The sequence below is a fragment of the Streptomyces milbemycinicus genome, assembly GCF_002154605.1.
Taxonomy (GTDB): Bacteria; Actinomycetota; Actinomycetes; order Streptomycetales; family Streptomycetaceae; genus Streptomyces; species Streptomyces milbemycinicus.
The window spans coordinates 1-201 of record NZ_MUNE01000755.1 but is presented as its reverse complement, the minus strand read 5'-3'; the positions used below and the strand labels follow the sequence as shown (position 1 = coordinate 201).

1 pseudogene is annotated in these 201 nt (G+C 68.7%); it reads right to left on the bottom strand.

Annotation, left to right across the window (positions count from 1 at the left end):
* Window positions 1-201: pseudogene (locus CCN51_RS58580) on the bottom strand (UbiD family decarboxylase domain-containing protein); the annotation flags it as partial.

Genomic DNA, 201 nt, shown 5'->3' with positions numbered 1-201 from the left:
CCGCCGAAGCCGTGCGGCAGCTCCGGCTTGACCAGCCCGCCGATCTTCTCGCCGATCTCGTCGTACGAGGCCAGCCCAAGGGCCTTGAGGAGGCGGCGGTCCGTGCCGTACACGTTCATCGCCAGCGGCATGGCCGAGCCCTTGACGTTCTCGAAGAGCAGCGCCGGACCGCCCGACTTGTTCACCCGGTCGACGATCTCC